The organism is Corynebacterium sp. MSK150, assembly GCF_030229215.1.
In the GTDB taxonomy this organism is placed as follows: Bacteria; Actinomycetota; Actinomycetes; order Mycobacteriales; family Mycobacteriaceae; genus Corynebacterium.
In genome coordinates this window covers 121,944-138,494 of record NZ_JASPHM010000005.1, presented here as the reverse complement: position 1 = coordinate 138,494, position 16,551 = coordinate 121,944, and the positions used below count along the sequence as shown (strand labels likewise).

Here is a 16,551-nt window from a genome sequence, read left to right as displayed (position 1 = left end):
CCTTGAAGCTTCCTGATTTCTCGGATTTGGGATGTTTAACAGTATGTCACTTCTGCTTGAAAAATGGCCAAACGCCCCCGCCTATCCCGGCCAAAAGCAGGAGCAGGCTGAGAATATTATTGGCCAAGAGCATGTCTCCTGTCATCGGTACGAGGAGCATGAAGGCGAAAAAGCCCAGGCACCAGACGATGAGCGGGATGGCGCCGACCAGCGGTGCGGGGCTCCATAGCCGGGCGGTGCGGGTGAGCACGGAGTTGAACCACCACGCAAGCAGGATGGTGATGGGAAAGGCCACGCTCGCCCCATTGGATAGCGGAATTCGCGCGGTGAGGTAGATGACCTCGAGGAAGACCGATAGCAACGCGCCGATGGCCAGCCACACTAGGCCAGTGACCTGCTCGCCGCGACTAAAATCCGTGCGCATTACAGGCCGCCCAGCAGGTCATCGGCCGGCTCACCCTGTCCCAGCTGGAAGTACTCGGCGCGCAGCAGGGGCATGACCAGCAGGTTGGATAGACCATAGGCTCCGGGCACGTGCTCGGGTTCGTGCAGCGCGGCCACGGCGGCCTCGGGGTTGGTGCGGCTGCTGGAGCCATCAGCCACCCAGATTTGGGAGGCGTGGGCGCGCATAGCGCAGCGCTTGGCGTCCAGGGCGGCGTCGGAAAGAGCGACGGTGATATCGGCGCCCTCGTTGGTGAAATTGTCTAGGTACTCCTGGCTGGGCTTGGTCCACCCGGCCGGCGCATCGAGGGCGTCCAAGCCGGCATAGTTGGCGGCGCGTTCAAAAATGCCGTACCAAATGCGCGTGCTTGGCGGAGCCGCCTTCATCACCGCCTTATGCACCGCAATGTGGTCGGGGTGCCCGTAGCCGCCATCGGGCCCGTAGGTCAAGATGGCATGGGGCTGGATGGCCTCGAGCTCGTCGCTCAGGAAATCGGCCGCCTCCTCGATGCGATTGACCAACGCACGGGGGTTATCGTGCGAGGGAGAACCCGCCATGCCAGAGTCGCGGAAATGCCCGAATCCGCCCAATTGAACTCCCTTGACGCCCAGCGCATCGAGGGCATTGGCCAATTCGCGGGCGCGGAACCCGCCGAGCTGATCATGATCGGCCAGGCCTTGGTAAGGCTCGCCGATGACCTCGCCATCCTCGCCCAAGGTAAGCGTAATGACGGAAACTTCGGCGCCGCGTGCGGCTAGAGTGGCCAGGGTGCCACCCATAAAGAGGGTTTCATCATCCGGGTGGGCGTGCACTGCCACCACGCGGTAGCCGGTTAAGTCCTTAGTCTTCATCTATCCTCCAGCGGGGCGCGGTGATAAGACCCTCGTCCCAATCATCAATGCTCTGGCCGGGGCCTACAATACCCTGCCCGAGCGCGTGGATACGCGTCTCATCCACCAAAGGCACGTAGAGGGCCTCCTTAGAGTTCACATCTCGAATGCGTCCGAGCGCTTCCTTCGGGCTCATGGCGCCGGACAAAATCTCCTCGCGAATCTCATCCGCGTTCTCCGGACAGATTCCGGACAGGTCGCCGGCGAGCGGCTGTTTGTCATCGCAGCTGAAGATATTCGCCGCGGACACCGAGTTCAGGGAGATATCCTCCCAGGTCACTACCGCATCCACCTCGCCTTCGGGCAGGAGCTTGGAGGTGATCGTGGTCAGGCGCTCGGACACCACCTCGGCAGCGATCCCGTGGGCTTCGAGGACGTCATAAAGCGTATTGGCCGCAGCCAAGGCCGTGGGGCTGGTGGGGTCTACCGCAAAGCGAATCGGCTTCTTACTAGCGCGGGTGCGCAGCGCAGTGAGATCCGTGTCCTTACTAATAGGGTTGTTCCCCGGTTCAAGGTTGGAAGCGCGGCCGGTGGCCAAGCGCGCGACCTGGTCCGTGTCAATCAGCGAGGCCAATCCGCGGCGCGCTGCCCTTTCTTCCAGCGCTCCATCCGCGGTGGACATGTGCAGGCGCAGTTGGCGCGGGCGGGTCAGTGTCTTATCGGAAACATGCCCTAAAAGGCCCAGTGCCTCCTGCGAGGTTTGGCCAGGCGTGAAGTCCGCGAAACCAATCTGCCCGGAGCGCAGCATATTAAGCGCCTGGGTGCTATCGCGCACCTCGCGCAGCTGAATGACGTCCACCTGGGCCGGATTAGCTCCCCAGAAGCGGTCGTTCCGGTTCAAGGTAATGACTCCGCGGCCGCGGTCCACGCTATCGACGAGGAAGCGCCCGGCCGATGCCGGAATCTTATCGGCTAAGGCAGAGCCAAAGTTATCGTCCTGCAGCAGGTGGGAAGGCAGCAAATTATGGAAAAGCAGGTGCCAATCTTTCACCTTCTGGGAAAAGTCCACGGTGACTACGCGGCCACCATCGGAGGTATTGACGGCCGATATGGCGTGGTAGCCGGCGGGATCGCGCACACCAGCGGTGGTGGTCATCTGCTTCCACAGGTAGCTAAAGTCCGCGCCGGAAATGGGTGTGCCATCGGACCATTGCGCGGGCGAGGCAATGACGTAGCGCACTCGCTGCGCCACGCCCTTAGGCGCGGTGACCTCAGAGGCGGATTCGAGGATATCGGCGTCCCTTCGCCCGTTGTGGAACGCCGAGGGCAGCACCAGTTCTGCAATCTGGTCGACCAGCTCGGAATTATTGGCCACCAGGTGCGGGTTCAATCCCGCGCGCAAGGGGTCCACGCCCACCGAGATGGTCGGTCGCTTGTCGGAGTCAGCATCCTGCGGCTGCTCTTCGTCCGAGGTAGCCGTGGTGGTGGTCTGTTCTTCTTGCAGCGCGGAGGAATTTTCCTCCACCACCGGTGGTGGGCCGGGGTTAGCCGCGCAGGCGCTAAGTATTGCAAGGCTGGCGGTGCTGAGTACCGCTGCGATTGCCGACGCCGCGCGCCTTGGTGAAGCCGGATTCTTTTTCATCGCGGACTACTTTAGTCCCTCCACCCCGCCGAAACGAAGATTTTTGGCGCTAGACTTGGCCACAGACCGCAACTATTAAGGAGACCCCAATGCTCATCTGCCAAGAAATGTTTCTTCTACTGACCAAGGACAACGGCAAGAAGGAAGACTGGGTGTCCAATAATGAGGCCGCTCTGCGCGCCACCGTACTCGCGGACCTGCTACTGGGCGGGCACGTAGAGCTCGGTGAGAAAAAGAAGGTAGAGACTACTCCACAGCGCCCGGAGCACCCCGTGTTGGCTTGGGCTTGGGAAGAGCTGCAGCAGCACAAGGCCACCAGGATGCAGAGCCTGTTGGAGGCTTCGTGGTTTACCCCGCGGGAAATCATCGCCTTGGATTTCCACGCGAATGGACAGCTCGATGTGGAAAAGGCCAAGTGGTGGCAGATTAGCGGCGACCGCTACATCATGACGGACCTGGAGCTGGAAAAGGAACTGCGCGAACGGTTGGTTGCAGTCCTGGAGGCGCAGCGACCAGCCACGGTCAATGACGTCATCATCCTGGATATCCTCCGCGAGGTCAGCGGCGCCTATACCCTGCTGAAAAACGATGCGGAGGGAATGAAGCGCCGCGAGATGCGGGCACGCATTCAGGAGATCAAGAAAGAGGTCGAGTATGACAAAACCGCCTCCTCTGCGGTCAAGGCCGTAGTTGAGGAGGCGGCAGCGGTTGCGGCGATGGTGGCCACGTCAGCGGCAATCACCACCACCTAGGGTGCGGCTTATTACTTATTCATCTGCTTCGCGCGAGCAGCAGCACGCTTGCGGTCGGTAGCGGAAAGCTCCACCTTGCGCACGCGCAGAACGTCCGGGGCGACCTCGACGCACTCGTCGTTGCCACAGAACTCCAGCGCCTCTTCCAGGGAAAGGGTGTGTGCCTTAGCAAGGGTGACCGTGGCATCCGCGGTGGCGGAGCGCATATTGGTCAGCTTCTTTTCCTTGGTGATGTTGATGTCAATATCCTCATCGCGGTTATTGGCACCAACGACCATGCCCTCATAAGCCTCGGCGCCCGGCTCGACGAAGAAGTTGCCGCGGTCAGCCAGCTGCATCAGCGCGTACTGGGTGATCTGGCCGGTGCGGTCAGCCACCAGGGAACCGGTTGGGCGGGACTTGATCTCGCCGGCCCAGACATCCAGGCCGTCAGAAATGGAGTTTGCGATGCCGGCACCGCGGGTCTCCGTCATGAACTGGGTGCGGAAGCCGATGAGGCCGCGGGCAGGAACACGGAAGATCATGCGTACCCAGTCGCCCTCGCGCACGTCCATGGCCTGCATCTGGCCCTTGCGGGAGGCCAGCAGCTGGGTGATAGCACCCTGGTGCTCGGACGGGGCGTCAATGGTGAGGATCTCGTATGGCTCGTAGGTCTTGCCGTCGATTTCCTTGGTCACAACCTGCGGCTTGCCGATGGTCAGCTCAAAGCCCTCGCGACGCATGGACTCGATGAGCACGGACAGTGCCATCTCGCCACGGCCCTGGACCTCCCAAGCATCGGGACGCTCGGTAGGCAGCACGCGCAGGGACACGTTACCGATAAGTTCCTGCTCCAGACGGGCCTTGACCATACGTGCGGTGAGCTTATCGCCGCCGCCCTGGCCTGCCATCGGGGAGGTATTAACGCCGATGGTCATGGAGATGGCCGGCTCGTCCACGGTGATGCGCGGCAGGGCCTCAGGGCGCTCCGGATCGGCGATGGTGTCACCAATCATGACGTCAGAAATGCCGGAGATCGCCACGATGTCTCCGGCGATGGCTTCCTCGGCCGGCTGACGCTCGAAGCCGACAGTGCGCAGCAGCTCGGCGACCTTCACGGTCTTGGTGTGCTGGTTGCCATCCTCGTCGTAATGGATCCAGGCCACCTGCTGACCCTTCTTGATGCGGCCGGCGTAGATGCGCAGCAGCGCGATTCGGCCCAGGAAGTCGGAGGCGTCCAGGTTGGTCACGTGCGCCTGCAGCGGGGCGTCGACGGTAGCGGAAGGCTCCGGGAGGACGTTGTAGATGACGTCGAAAAGCGGCTGCAGGTCCTCACCCTCTGGGACGTTGCCATCGCCTGGGTTTTCGGTGGAGGCAACGCCAGCACGGCCGGAAGCGTAGAGAACCGGCAGGTCCAGCAGCTCCTCGGCGGCAGCCGCAGCTTCCTCGTCCTCTAGACCGGCGGCGATTTCCAGCAGCAGATCCTGGGACTCGGAGACAACCTCGTCGATGCGGGCATCCGGTCGGTCAGTCTTGTTCACGCAGATGATAACCGGCAGCTTGGCTTCCAGCGCCTTGGTAAGCACGAAGCGGGTCTGCGGCAGCGGGCCCTCGGAGGCATCGACAAGCAAGACAACGCCATCCACCATGGAAATACCGCGCTCAACCTCGCCACCGAAGTCGGCGTGGCCCGGGGTGTCGATGACGTTAATGATCAGGTCCTGGCCGTCCTTGCCCAGGCCCTTGCGGTGAATGGCCGTGTTCTTGGCCAGAATGGTAATGCCGCGCTCGCGCTCCTGATCATTGGAGTCCATGACGCGGTCCGTGTGTTCACCGTGGTCACCAAAGGCGCCGGACTGCTCCAGCATGCCGTTGACCAGGGTGGTCTTGCCATGGTCAACGTGCGCGACGATGGCAACATTACGGAACTCGGTATTACTCACTAGTGGGTTTCTCCTTCGGAGGATCTACAGCGCTTACGCGCGCGAAATTGATCTTGAACGAGCTCCCACGATACCCCCTTAAAGGGCCAAGTGCAGCATTGGGGATGACTTTACCCCGTAACGCACCGTATAGAACGGGCGAAAAATCTTATAGATTGCGAATGCACTTGACACTCCCATAAGCATCACTATCGTTACTGTAGGTAATATTGTTACAAATGTGACTAATGGGGCTTGAACGCCCATCCCGAGACCGCACCCAAGGAATTGATAACGTGAGCCACGCCCGCACCACCTGGCGCCTGTCCAGCCGCACCGGTTATATCGCCGCTGCCACGGCCGCGCTCATTGGCCTCGCCTCTCCCCTCGTCGCCCCAGCGCAGGCTTCCGCACCGGATCTTTCTTCCTTGGTGCAGCAGGCATCCTCCCACAGCCCGCTGGACGAGCTCGGCCGCCCCAATCAGGAAACCCAGGACCGCATCCGCGCTTTTGCGGCACAACCTTGGATTCCCGAGGATGTTCGCAACGCCATCTTGTCGGGCCTCGCATTCTTCGCCGGCGGCGGCAATGGCAAGGGCGGCGTAGCCATGCCAGAGGGCAATAACCCGAACTTCCGCCAGTTCTACTGGCCCACAGTTTCCGCACACTGCATTGGCGGCACCAGCGATGCCATGGGCTCGGCCATCGCTGTTCCTGGCCCCACCGAAATGCCAGCACCGGGAGCAAAGCCTGGCGAAACCGTCTTCCTCTTCACCGCCCTCGGCACCCCACCGGCCGCACGCGAACAAGGCGGGATGAACGTGCAGTGGTTCAACCTTGACACCCTGCGCAGCGGCGTCACCCCACTGAATAATAACGGCATCAATCAAGACGGCCCTACCACCTTGTCCGGCACCGCCCAGACTGGCAAGGGCACCGTCATCGCACTGCTTTCTGGCGGCGTAAACACCCAGGAATCCCGCTGCAATTTTGCCCCCACCGCCGCCTTCCTTGAGGTGAAGTAGATGCCGGCGGATCTCCATCCGGTCAAGCGCGAGACCTTTAATACCGCCGAGTACACCAATACCGACCCCAAGGGTTTCCTGCGCGAGGTCGACACGTATACCGAGACGGATTTCGGCCTCTACATGGCTCGCGGCGCCGATCACCCGCGCTTTGGCTACCTGGAATCGTGGCTGCTGCCCGATCTCAACCTGCGCGCCAATATCTTCCATTTCCGCCCTGGTGTAGACGTCCACCAGGACTTTTATATTGATGTGGCCGAAATCCAGCGCGATGGCGCGGTGTGGACCACCCGCGACCTTTATGTGGATCTGGTTGCCACGCGCGGCGAGCCCATTTCCGTGCTCGATATTGATGAACTCTCTGCCGCTACCTCCGCCGGCTTGATTTCCGCCGAGGACGCCGAGAAGGCGATCGACACCACACTTGCCGCGGTCGAGGGCATTACTCGCAGCGGTGATGATGCGATGGCTTGGCTGGCGCATCAGGGGATACACTTAACGTGGTCCGATAACATCACCTTAACCCCAGAAGGATAATTTATGGCCGGTGGCCTTTTTGCCCTGCTTGACGACGTCGCCCTGATCGCCCGCTCCGCCGCCTCCAGTGTTGACGATGTGGCCGCCCTTGCAGGCAAAACTTCCGTGAAGGCCGCAGGTGTGGTGGTCGACGATGCTGCCGTCACCCCGCAATACGTTGAGGGAATCAAGCCGCAGCGCGAGCTGCCGATGATCTGGCGCATTACCAAGGGCTCGCTCATCAATAAGCTCGTTATCATCTTGCCCATCGCCATGATCCTCTCCTGGATCGCGCCGTGGGCGCTCACCCCCATCCTGATGTGCGGCGGTACTTTCTTGTGCTTTGAAGGTGCGGAGAAGATCTTGCACCACGTTCTCCCCCACCGGGAAAAGGAGACCGAGTCAGTCCAAGAAAAGGGCGCCGATGCCGAAGACAGCCTAGTTAAGTCCGCTATCACCACCGACCTCATCTTGTCTGCTGAGATCATGGTCATTTCCTTGAATGAAGTCATCAACGAGCCATTCTGGATGCGCCTCGGCGCCCTCATCTTCGTCGGCATCATGCTGACCCTGGGTGTCTACGGCGCCGTAGGCCTCTTGGTCAAGATGGACGATATTGGCTTAGCCCTCAATAAGCGCCACAATGGCAACTCCACCATCGGCACCGCTCTGGTCAAGGGCATGCCGGTCGTACTCGATATCATCGGCGTCATCGGTACCGCCGCCATGCTGTGGGTAGGCGGCCACATCGTAGTCAAAGGCCTGCACGAATTCGGAATGGATCAGCCACACGAGTTCATTGCCTCCGTGACCGAAAATATTTCCAACGGAGCCCTGGCGTGGCTGGCAGATACCGGTATGTCCATGGTCTGCGGCCTGGTGCTTGGCACAGTGGTTGCCACCATCGTGATGGCGGTCAAGGCCTCCTTTGGCAAGACCTCGGCCACCTCCGCCCAGCCGGCGGAGGCTTAAAACGCCGTAGCCCGGCTGCATAGCCGGCTACATAAATAGCATCAGCGAAACCGCCATCACGGCCATGCCGGCAATCAAGCCGTAGATAGCGTGATGGTGCTCGCCGGTTTCCTCAGCAGTGGGTAATAGCTCATCCAGCGAGATGAAGACCATAATGCCGGCGATGGCGGCGAAGCTAATGCCCATCGTCGCCGGCCCAATAACCGGCAAGAGAAGGCCGAAGCCGATGAGCGCGCCGAGCGGCTCGGCCAGGCCAGACAAGGTGGCCCACCAAAAGGCCTTCTTGCGGGAGCCAGTGGCCTCGCGCAGCGGAACAGCCACCGCAATGCCTTCCGGGATATTGTGAATGGCGATGGCCACCGCCACCGGCACCGCAACTTCCTTAGAATCCAGGCCGGAAAGGAAGGTGGCAAACCCCTCGGGGAAATTGTGCAGGCCCAGCGCGCAAGCGGTAAATACGCCGGTTTTCATTAGCTTTTTGCGGCGGGCTTCTTCGGCCGTGGTGGCCGGCTCATGGGGGTTAATCTCCTCCGGCACGAGCCGGTCAATGATGGCGATGACGGCGATGCCAGCAAAGAACGCCCCGACGGCGGCCCAGGTGCCGGTGGTTTCCTCGCCGAGGGCGTCGGAAAGCTGCGCAATGCCTTCCGGCAGGATCTCCATAAAGGAGACATACAGCATCACGCCGGCCGAAAGCCCCAGTGCAGCGGCCATAAAAGCCGGCCCCGGCTGGCGCCTTCCCACCGCCAAAGCGCCGCCAATCGAGGTCGATAGACCCGACAGCAGCACCAAGGCGAAGGCAAAGGCAAAGGTACTAAAAGTCATAGCTAGCACCCTACCTGCCAATGATTGTCAAGTATTAATTTTCTTCCTTATCTTCCGGTACCGGAGAGATGAACTCGCCATTCTTGATAGATGGATCGTTGTCCACATACTCGCCTGCCTCATAGTCATAGCCCACGGCGCGGCCCTCTTCGTCCGTGCGCGCGTACCAATCGGTCACCTCTGCTGCAGTGGAGTTAAAGTGCGCGCCCGTTGCGTAGTCGCCGTCCGTCGGCTCGATAGACAGGGCAAAGTTATCGCCATAATCGCGCACGCCCCGCACGATCGCATTAGAGACCGCTTCGTCCTCGTAGAAATGACGGATGGAGGCAGGATCATGGCGCAGCTCGCGCACCAACGCGATGCACATGAGCACGATGATGACCGCGAACGGCAGGGCCGTCACCGTAATAAGATTCTGCAGGCCCTGCAGCGCATTGCGGCCGCCGGCAAGCAAAATGACCACGGCAATGCCGGCCATACATACCACCCAAAAGACCGTAACCACCGGGTTTGGCTTGGGGTTGCCGCGCTGGGTGAGCTGCGAGTTCACAATGGATGCGGAGTCAGCCGTGGTAATGAAGAAGACCACCAGCATGACGATGACGATGGGCGCCATCCACTCCGCTCCTGGGAAGTGATCCAAGACCTTGAAAAAGATGTCTTCTGCCGCCGGCATGGAATCAATGGTGCCATCTGGGGCGATATCGCCATCGCGGCGCTGCAGCCAAATGGTGGTACCGCCCAGGATGGTAAAAGCGGCAACAATGATGGCGGAGGGAATAAGCAGCACGCCAAGCACGAACTGGCGGATGGTACGCCCGCGGGAAATCTTGGCTACGAAAACACCCACAAACGGCGACCAAGATACCCACCAGGCCCAGTAGAAGGTGGTCCAGGAGGACAGGAAGGCCACCATGTCTTCCCCCTCGCCCATGTTGGCCGAGAGCATCTGTGGCATTTCATCGAGATATTCAATCACTACGGCCGGCAGCATATTGGCCAAGAAGGCGGTCGGCCCCACGACGAAGAAGAACAAGGCCAGCGCCATGGCCAGCACCAGGTTGATATTGGAGAGCCACCGAATTCCCTTGGCCACGCCGGAGACAGCCGAGAAGATCGTTCCGATGGACAGCACCACGATGATTACCAGCGCCGCAGCATTGCCGGTGGTAGACCAACCGCTGACCAATTCCACGCCGCGACCGATCTGTAGCGCACCGATGCCCAGCGTGGCAGCGGTGCCAAAGAGCGTAGCAATAATAGCTAGGCCATCGATGATGCGCGCAGGCAGGGAGTCAGTGGAGCGATTACCAAAAAGCGGCATCAGAATGGAGCTCATCAACGGCACGCGGCCGCGACGGAAGGACACGTAGGCCACGCACAGGCCCACGATGGCATAAATTGCCCAGGCATTAAAGCCCCAGTGCATGGCGGCCTGCGCCATGGCACCCAGCACCGCTTCATCGCTCGCGGCCTCATAGGCGCCAGGGCGTGGCGAAAGGTAGTAGCTCAGCGGCTCGAAGGGGCCAAAGAAGATGATGCCGATGCCAATACCGGCACCAAAGAGCATCGCCGCCCAGCTCACCGTGGAAAATTCCGGCTTCTCCCCATCCAGGCCGAGAGGAATCTTGCCGTACTTCGAAAAAGCCAAGATGATGAGCAAAAACATCAGGAACGTCGCCAGGGCGGTAAAGATCCAACCCAGATTGCGCATCACCCAATCGAGTGCTGCCGAAGAAGCATCGAAGACCTGCTCGGGCGCAATCACACCCCAGATTACGAAGGCGACGACCAGTCCGCCGACCACAAAGAGGATCGGTTTATCTACGCCGTACTTGACCTTCTGGTCCTCAATGGAGACGCCCGGTACCAGCGCGGGGTGGATATTATGCGGGTACATAATGTCCTTTAGGATGCGCTTGGCGTTGCGGGTGCGCTTTTTGCTTTCCTCCGAGCTATTTACCCCACGCACAGGGCGGGATGAGGAAGACGATGAAGAAGAGATGGTTCTACTCCTATTCTGTTTTCCGGGTTTCACTTTTAAGAGAGCTGTCCATACATTAATAAAAACTCGCAGGATATAAAGCTGACGCCAGCCCTATCCCCCATATGCGTAAAATGAGCTACGCATTGTTTACCGGCCTTTAACCTTGGGAGTGACTTTCTATGGCGCTATACCCGCTCGCGACTAGTTACTTCGGTGTGGAGCATGTTGCGGTCCTCGAGCACCCAGTGCTGGGCACCGCATTGAGTATCCCCGGCGTGGCAGAGCACGCTGCGCTTGTCGACGTCTCCCTAGAGCCCGATACCTACACCAACGGCTGGCGCGTTCGCTCGGACTTCGGCTTCTTAGGGTTACTGGACGAGGTCGAGGCGGCGGAGTATCCCGCCTTGGAGCGTTTAAAGGCCTCCTCCGCACAGCCGCAGACGATCGCCACCGTGGAAGTAGTAGACGGCGAGGTTGAGGTTGCCGTGTCACTGGGCCTGTGGCCGTGGATGGTGCCGGTCAACGACCAGCCGCAAGGAACTGCGTTGCTAACTGGCGGACAAGGCGTGCTGATCGATGCCGCCGCCGGCGACCTATCGCCCGCCCAGCTGGAGAGCATGGGCACGCAGCAATTCTTCGTCACGCTGGAAGACCTTGCCGGCACCGCAGTGGCCACCTGCGACGATATGGTACTCGGCCCCATCGGCGACATTCCTGCGTTCCCCGGCCTGCGCGCCGCGTTCGCCGCGGCCAGCGGCTCTGGAGCGGGGCTTTCCGCCCGCGCCTATGCGAGCCACGGCATGCTTGCCGTCGATATCCCCGCCGATGAGGCCACCCCCGAGGAGCTCTTCTCCCCCGCTGTTCCACCGCTGCGCGTGCCCGCGCCACAACCTGCGATTCCCACTGCTGCGCCCGCAGCCACACCGGCTCAACCCGAGGTCTGGGAGCACACGCTTGCCGGCGAGGCCATCGTGACGGCGCTGCCCACCGGCTCACGCCGCCCGAAAGGGCCACAGGTCCAGCCGGCTGCACCCGCTGAGCCAGATGCGCCAGCTCAGCAGCACAATGAGCAATCACAACAACCGCAGGCCAGCGCCAAGCTGGCGGAGTTGGTCTCCTCCATCCCGGGCGATCAGAATTTCAGCTGGCGTGCACTGCCGGTAGCCGAAGAACCGGGCCGCTTTTCCTCCGAATCCGCGCGCGTGCGGGCCCGGCGCGTGGCCCGCGAAACCTCTCACCACCGTGGGGGCAATCACCGTAAATAGGTGCGGCGACCGATCACAGTTGCCTCGTTAGCGCAGGGTGCGTTGGCCCCCGTCGCCGCGGCGGGTAATCCGCTGGGCGTCGAGGTATTCCAGCAGCGGGATGGCTACCCGCCGCGTGGTACCTAGCGCCTGGCGGGCAGCCGAGAGAGTAAAGGGTTGTTCCAGTCCGGCAAGGCGCCGGCGCGCCTCCTCAGGAGCTGAGGGCAAGAGCACGATTCCCTGCTTCAGGCGCAGGAGGCGCCCGGCGCGCTCGGCGGCGGCAAGCTCCTTGGGCCCCAGGCCTAGCTCCGTGAGGTCATCTGCTTCGGGTGCCGCAAAGGGTTCTGCCTTGAGTCTTTCCTCGATGGCAGCGACCCCGCGCTCCGCCGCGCCGAGGTCCGCCCGCTGCCCGGGAAGGCGCAGCACTCCCTCACTGCTTTCCGCCTTCGCAGCGGCGATGGCAAGGCCCAGCAAGCCTTCTTCTTGCAGGCCGAGGGCGTCCATGGCCGCCTTGCGGGGCATTCCCGGTGCTAGGGGATGGGCGGCGGTGTGGGCATGCAGGGCGTCGGTAAGCGCGTGCTTCCATCGCGTAACTTGGGAAGCGGCAATCCACCAGTCGCGGAAGGCGATAATGCCTTGCGGCGGCGCTGCGGTAGTAAAGCCATCGCGGGCTAAGTCATCCACACGGGCGAAGCCGACGCGGCACAGGTAGGAGGCAGGATCACGGAATGAGTGCTGGGTGCTGAGCTCTTCTGCGCGGCGGCGGGCGGCACCGCGCCGGTTAAGCTCCGGCGGGCGCAGATCGACTGCCTCTACCCCGGCGACGACGTGCCGGCCACCAGGGCTGCGCACTACGAAGCGATCAAGGAGCCGCAACGGCAGCGCATGCGCCAGGCTGATGCGCGCGAAATCGGCAGACAGGGGGCGCAGGTGGGCCTCTACCCCGGCGGTACCGGTGTGCACGACGAGGTTATCGGGCAGCCCGTCGAGCTCCGCGCCAAAGGTGCGGCGGACATCGAGGTGGTCCACTAAGCGCCACGCACCCGGGGTAAGCAGCACGTCGCCGCGGTGGATACCGGCGGCATCCACCCCACGCAGGTTGACGGCCGCGCGAGTGACGGGGCCGAGTGAATCCTGCGCGCGATTTTCACTATGCAGGCCACGGACTTCCACGTCCCTTTCCCCACCAGCCGTGGCTACCTTGAGGCTATCGCCTACGCGCAGAGTGCCCGCCGCGAGCGTTCCGGTAACCACGGTGCCCGCACCTTTCACGCTGAAGGCGCGGTCCACCCACAGACGCACGGGTGCCTGTGCATCGGGAACGGGCACAGCAGCGAGGACCTCATCGAGCGCCTGCCGCAGCGCCGCAATGCCATCGCCGGTAGGAGCGGATACGGGGATAATGGGGGCGTCGGCAAGCGGGGTGCCGGCCAGCTGCGTTCGGATTTCTGCGGTGCGGTCCACGGTGGCGCGATCGCTGCGAGTGAGCGCAATAATGCCGTGCTCTACTCCCAGCGCACGCAAGGCATCGCGGTGGTCGGTGGACTGGGCCTGCCATCCCTCATCGGCCGCGACGACAAAGAGGACGACTGGGGCCGGGCCCACGCCAGCGAGCATATTGCCTAAGAATTTTTCATGGCCGGGCACATCTACGAAAGCCACATCCGCGCCAGAAGGCAGCGTAGTCCAGGCAAACCCCAAATCAATGGTGAGCCCGCGGCGCTTTTCTTCCTCCCAGCGGTCCGGGTCCATCTCCGTAAGTGCGCGCACCAGGGTGGACTTGCCGTGGTCCACATGGCCGGCAGTAGCGACGACGTACACCTAGCTCACCGCCTTAATAGCGGCAATAACTGCGGCGTCGTGGTCGGCAGGAACGCAGCGAATATCCACCAAGCAGCGGCCCTGATGCACGCGACCTACCACGGGCGGGTCCTGGCGGCGCAGCGCGTCCGCATAGCGCTCGGGCAGGCTCACCGCGAAGCCGGGCAGCGGGTATTCGGGCGCCCCGCCACCGCCCACGCGGCCATCATGAGACACCACTTCTGCCCCGACTGCCTGTGCAATGGATTCCGTGCGCTCGCGGTGTGTCTGGCGATCGAGGTGGAGGGCGTCCTGCACGGCATTCGAGGGCGTCGAAATGGCCGCCTCCAGCGCGTTGAGGCGCAACTTATCTATGCGCACCGCACGCGCCAGCGGGTGCTTCTTCACCGCGGCAATCGCCTCCTTGGTGCCGAGCAAGATTCCTGCCTGCGGACCGCCAAGTAGCTTATCGCCGGAGGCTATGACGATATCGGCGCCGGCGCGCAGCTGGGCCTGGATATCTGGTTCTTCTGGCAGCGCTGGGTCATGAGTGAGCAGGCCGGAGCCCAAGTCCACGATGAGTCGCGTATCGTGCTCCACCGCTAGGCGGTGCAGTTCCTCTACCCCGACTGCGGAGGTAAACCCCTCGATGCGGAAATTAGAAGGGTGAACCTTCAAAATAGCGCCGGTGTTATCGCCCAGCGCGCGCTCGTAGTCGGCCAAGTGTGTGCGGTTAGTCGCCCCTATTTCTTTGAGGCGCGTGGCCGTGGACTCGATGAGTTCCGGCAGGCGGAAGCCAGCTCCTATCTCAATGAGCTCGCCGCGCGAAATAATGACCTCTTTGCCGGGAGCAAGCGCGGCGGTGGCCAGGAGCAAGGCGCTGGCGCCGTTATTGACCACGAGGGCATCTTCTGCGCCGGGGCAGGCCGCGAGCAGCGCGGCCGTGGCGCCGGCACCGCGATTTCTGGATCGCTTGCCCGAGCCCAAGTCCATTTCCACATCTGTATAGGAGGCAGCGGCGTGCAGGGCCTCTACCGCGGCACTGGGAAGCGGTGCACGCCCTAAGTTCGTATGAATGATGACGCCGGTGGCGTTAATGACCGGGCGCAAGGAATGCGCATTCTGTTGTTCCAGGCGCTGCGCAATTTCTGCGGGTATATCGCTGACCGGCAGCTGACCGCGGCGTGCTTGGGTGACTGCGCCCTGGATTATCGCGCGGATGGTGTGCTCGGCTAGGCGCTGGCGCGCGGATTCTACTTCCGGCAGCTGGAGCAGCTCGTCCATGCGGGGAATATTCCTGCGGGGATCCGAGCTAGCAGTAGGCGTGGGCGTGGGCACTGTGGCATTCCTCCTTGCGCGCGGGTGGCGGAGACGGACAGGAATCGAACCTGCCAGACCGAGATGCTCGGCCTCACCGGTTTTGAAGACCGGGGCGCCCACCAGGACACGTACGCCTCCGTGTGCTCACCTTACACGGGCATTCCCCGGTGCCGGCACACCTGTCACGCAATACCTCCACCATGCCGCTCCGAGGTGGAAACCTCGGCGCCCTATGTCCTATCGCGCCACACACAGGTTCCCTACCTTGCTGTGCAGCCAAATAGTTCCTCGGGATGAGTAAAATGGCGATATGACCGAAGATATTAAACTCACCTCTTTCGCCGCAGGCGGCGGTTGCGCCTGCAAGATTCCCGCTGGCCAACTTGAGTCTGCCGTCGAGGGCCTGATAGGCAAGGCCGACCCTAACGTGCTGGTTGGCCTAGATGATGGCGATGATGCCGCAGCCGTAAAGATTCAAGATGGCCTGGCGGTTATCTCCACCGCGGACTTTTTTACGCCCATGCTCAATGACCCCTACGATTGGGGGCGAGTGGCTGCGGCCAATGCGCTCTCTGACGTCTATGCCATGGGTGGCACCCCGGTTACCGCCATTAACCTGGTGGGCTGGCCCAATGAAAAGCTTGGCCTGGACGTGCTGCGCGAGGTCCTGCGCGGCGGCATGGACATAGCCACCAAGGCCGGCATCTCCGTAACGGGTGGGCACTCCATCACCGCGCCCGAGCCGCTGTACGGCATGGCAGCTACCGGCATCGTGGCCCCCGACAAGCTCATGCGCAACGACGCCGCCGAACCCGGCCTGCCCATCACCCTGACCAAGCCCATCGGCGTGGGCATCCTCAACAACAAGCACAAGGCCACCAGCGAGGTCTCCCAGGCCGCGGTCGATTCCATGACCACCTTGAACCGCGAGGCCGCCCGCGCCGCGGTGGAGGCGGGCGTGCGTGCGGCCACGGACGTCACCGGCTTCGGGCTGCTCGGCCACCTGTACAAGATGTGCCGAGCCTCCGGCATCGCCGCGGAGCTCGACTTTTCCGCCGTGCCCACCATCGAAGGCGCAAAGGAGGCGCTGGCGGAGGGCTTCATCCCCGGCGGCTCTCGCCGCAATCTCGACTGGGTGCGCCCACACCTCGATTCCTCTTTGAGCGAGGAAGAGCTAGTGCTGCTTGCCGACGCCCAAACTTCCGGCGGCCTCCTCCTCATCGGCGAAGTTCCTGGCTACCCCATCATCGGCCACACCACCGAGCGCACCGGCGATGCCTATATCAAGGCCTAAG

Annotated in this window: 14 protein-coding genes and 1 tRNA gene; 6 read left to right on the top strand and 9 right to left on the bottom strand. The window is 62.2% G+C overall.

The genetic code is table 11. The annotated features are described in order from the left end of the window. Nucleotides 1–46: 46 nt before the first annotated feature. From QP941_RS04870 to QP941_RS04860, 3 genes are read right to left on the bottom strand one after another with little or no spacing between them, the layout of a single operon-like run. Nucleotides 47–424, bottom strand: a complete 378-nt coding sequence (locus QP941_RS04870; RefSeq protein WP_284868198.1) for a hypothetical protein — start codon at nt 422–424, stop codon at nt 47–49. Continuing rightward, the gene (locus QP941_RS04865) at nt 424–1,293 is read right to left on the bottom strand and encodes a PIG-L family deacetylase (protein ID WP_284868197.1); all 870 of its coding nucleotides are present in this window, start codon (nt 1,291–1,293) and stop codon (nt 424–426) included. Before QP941_RS04865 ends, QP941_RS04870 begins: the two co-directional genes overlap by 1 nt. Continuing rightward, on the bottom strand, nt 1,283–2,914 hold the full coding sequence (locus tag QP941_RS04860; protein WP_284868195.1) for an ABC transporter family substrate-binding protein: 1,632 nt from the start codon (nt 2,912–2,914) through the stop codon (nt 1,283–1,285). Before QP941_RS04860 ends, QP941_RS04865 begins: the two co-directional genes overlap by 11 nt. A gap of 89 nt (nt 2,915–3,003) precedes the next feature. Between QP941_RS04860 and QP941_RS04855 the strand changes: the two genes are divergently transcribed. Continuing rightward, a complete protein-coding gene (locus tag QP941_RS04855) occupies nt 3,004–3,666 on the top strand; it encodes a GOLPH3/VPS74 family protein (RefSeq protein WP_284868194.1) in 663 nt (220 codons plus the stop codon). An 11-nt stretch (nt 3,667–3,677) separates the two neighbouring features. On the opposite strand, the gene typA is transcribed toward QP941_RS04855, so the two are convergent. Continuing rightward, nucleotides 3,678–5,588: a translational GTPase TypA gene (gene typA / locus QP941_RS04850; RefSeq protein WP_284868193.1), complete on the bottom strand. Its 1,911-nt coding sequence runs from the start codon at nt 5,586–5,588 to the stop codon at nt 3,678–3,680. Nucleotides 5,589–5,815: 227 nt separating this feature from the next. Here typA and QP941_RS04845 point away from each other — a divergent pair, with 227 nt between their 5' ends. Genes QP941_RS04845 through QP941_RS04835 form a run of 3 tightly spaced genes read left to right on the top strand, consistent with a single transcriptional unit; the run spans nt 5,816 to nt 8,080 of the window. After that, nucleotides 5,816–6,592, top strand: coding sequence for an Rv1157c family protein (locus QP941_RS04845; RefSeq protein ID WP_005323559.1), 777 nt, complete (start codon nt 5,816–5,818; stop codon nt 6,590–6,592). Beyond that, nucleotides 6,593–7,129 carry a ribonuclease FAU-1 family protein gene (locus tag QP941_RS04840; protein WP_005323560.1) on the top strand — a complete coding sequence of 179 codons (537 nt, stop codon included), beginning with the start codon at nt 6,593–6,595 and terminating at the stop codon, nt 7,127–7,129. Between the two features lie 3 nt (nt 7,130–7,132). Further along, nucleotides 7,133–8,080 carry a DUF808 domain-containing protein gene (locus tag QP941_RS04835; RefSeq protein ID WP_284836415.1) on the top strand — a complete coding sequence of 316 codons (948 nt, stop codon included), beginning with the start codon at nt 7,133–7,135 and terminating at the stop codon, nt 8,078–8,080. A gap of 27 nt (nt 8,081–8,107) precedes the next feature. On the opposite strand, the gene zupT is transcribed toward QP941_RS04835, so the two are convergent. Further along, nucleotides 8,108–8,905 (bottom strand): zinc transporter ZupT, encoded by a 798-nt coding sequence (gene zupT / locus QP941_RS04830; protein WP_049377962.1) that lies wholly within the window; start codon nt 8,903–8,905, stop codon nt 8,108–8,110. A gap of 34 nt (nt 8,906–8,939) precedes the next feature. After that, entirely contained in the window at nt 8,940–10,877 is a 1,938-nt protein-coding gene (locus QP941_RS04825) for a BCCT family transporter (protein WP_502869195.1), read from the bottom strand. Between the two features lie 194 nt (nt 10,878–11,071). On the opposite strand from QP941_RS04825, the gene QP941_RS04820 reads away from it, so the two are divergent. After that, entirely contained in the window at nt 11,072–12,157 is a 1,086-nt protein-coding gene (locus QP941_RS04820; protein WP_284868191.1) for a hypothetical protein, read from the top strand. A gap of 27 nt (nt 12,158–12,184) precedes the next feature. Here QP941_RS04820 and selB read toward each other — a convergent pair whose 3' ends face one another. The 3 genes from selB to QP941_RS04805 form a co-directional block, all read right to left on the bottom strand. After that, on the bottom strand, nt 12,185–13,957 hold the full coding sequence (gene selB / locus QP941_RS04815) for a selenocysteine-specific translation elongation factor (protein ID WP_284868189.1): 1,773 nt from the start codon (nt 13,955–13,957) through the stop codon (nt 12,185–12,187). Further along, on the bottom strand, nt 13,958–15,274 hold the full coding sequence (gene selA / locus QP941_RS04810) for an L-seryl-tRNA(Sec) selenium transferase (protein WP_284868188.1): 1,317 nt from the start codon (nt 15,272–15,274) through the stop codon (nt 13,958–13,960). A 25-nt stretch (nt 15,275–15,299) separates the two neighbouring features. Then, nucleotides 15,300–15,394: transfer RNA gene (locus tag QP941_RS04805), tRNA-Sec, on the bottom strand. A 172-nt stretch (nt 15,395–15,566) separates the two neighbouring features. Here QP941_RS04805 and selD point away from each other — a divergent pair. Further along, complete coding sequence (gene selD / locus QP941_RS04800; RefSeq protein ID WP_284868186.1) at nt 15,567–16,550, top strand: selenide, water dikinase SelD; 984 nt, start codon at nt 15,567–15,569, stop codon at nt 16,548–16,550. The last annotated feature ends 1 nt before the right edge of the window (nt 16,551 follow it).